Origin of the sequence: Paenarthrobacter sp. NPDC058040 (assembly GCF_042885775.1) — a bacterium.
Taxonomy (GTDB): domain Bacteria; phylum Actinomycetota; class Actinomycetes; order Actinomycetales; family Micrococcaceae; genus Arthrobacter.
In genome coordinates, this window is record NZ_JBHVRN010000050.1 from 1 (window position 1) to 1,171 (window position 1,171).

A 1,171-nucleotide genomic window follows, 5' to 3' on the forward strand; every position below is an offset into this window, starting at 1 on the left:
ACTCGTAATGGAGTGGTATCCATATCTGAATTCATAGGATATGAGAAGGCAGACCCGGGGAACTGAAACATCTAAGTACCCGGAGGAAGAGAAAGCAAATGCGATTCCCTGAGTAGCGGCGAGCGAAACGGGACCAGCCCAAACCAAGAGGCTTGCCTCTTGGGGTTGTAGGACACTCTGTACGGAGTTACAAAGGAACGAGGTAGATGAAGAGGTCTGGAAAGGCCCGCCATAGGAGGTAACAGCCCTGTAGTCAAAACTTCGTTCTCTCCTGAGTGGATCCTGAGTACGGCGGAACACGTGAAATTCCGTCGGAATCCGGGAGGACCATCTCCCAAGGCTAAATACTCCCTAGTGACCGATAGTGAACCAGTACCGTGAGGGAAAGGTGAAAAGCACCCCGGAAGGGGAGTGAAAGAGATCCTGAAACCGTGTGCCTACAAGTAGTCAGAGCCCGTTAACGGGTGATGGCGTGCCTTTTGTAGAATGAACCGGCGAGTTACGATCCCGTGCGAGGTTAAGCTGAAGAGGCGGAGCCGCAGCGAAAGCGAGTCTGAATAGGGCGTTTAGTACGTGGTCGTAGACCCGAAACCAGGTGATCTACCCATGTCCAGGGTGAAGTTCAGGTAACACTGAATGGAGGCCCGAACCCACGCACGTTGAAAAGTGCGGGGATGAGGTGTGGGTAGGGGTGAAATGCCAATCGAACCTGGAGATAGCTGGTTCTCTCCGAAATAGCTTTAGGGCTAGCCTCAAGGTAAGAGTCTCGGAGGTAGAGCACTGATTGGACTAGGGGCCCCTACCGGGTTACCGAATTCAGTCAAACTCCGAATGCCAATGACTTATCCTTGGGAGTCAGACTGCGAGTGATAAGATCCGTAGTCAAGAGGGAAACAGCCCAGACCGCCAGCTAAGGTCCCAAAGTATACGTTAAGTGGAAAAGGATGTGGAGTTGCTTAGACAACCAGGATGTTGGCTTAGAAGCAGCCACCATTTAAAGAGTGCGTAATAGCTCACTGGTCGAGTGACTCTGCGCCGAAAATGTACCGGGGCTAAACGTATCACCGAAGCTGCGGACTGTTCTTCGAACAGTGGTAGGAGAGCGTTCTAAGGGCTGTGAAGCAAGACCGGAAGGACTTGTGGAGCGCTTAGAAGTGAGAATGCCGGTATG

Annotated in this window: 1 rRNA gene; it reads left to right on the plus strand. The window is 52.2% G+C overall.

The features are described 5' to 3' along the window. Positions 1-1,171 (plus strand): 23S ribosomal RNA (locus ACFVSJ_RS24435); the annotation flags it as partial.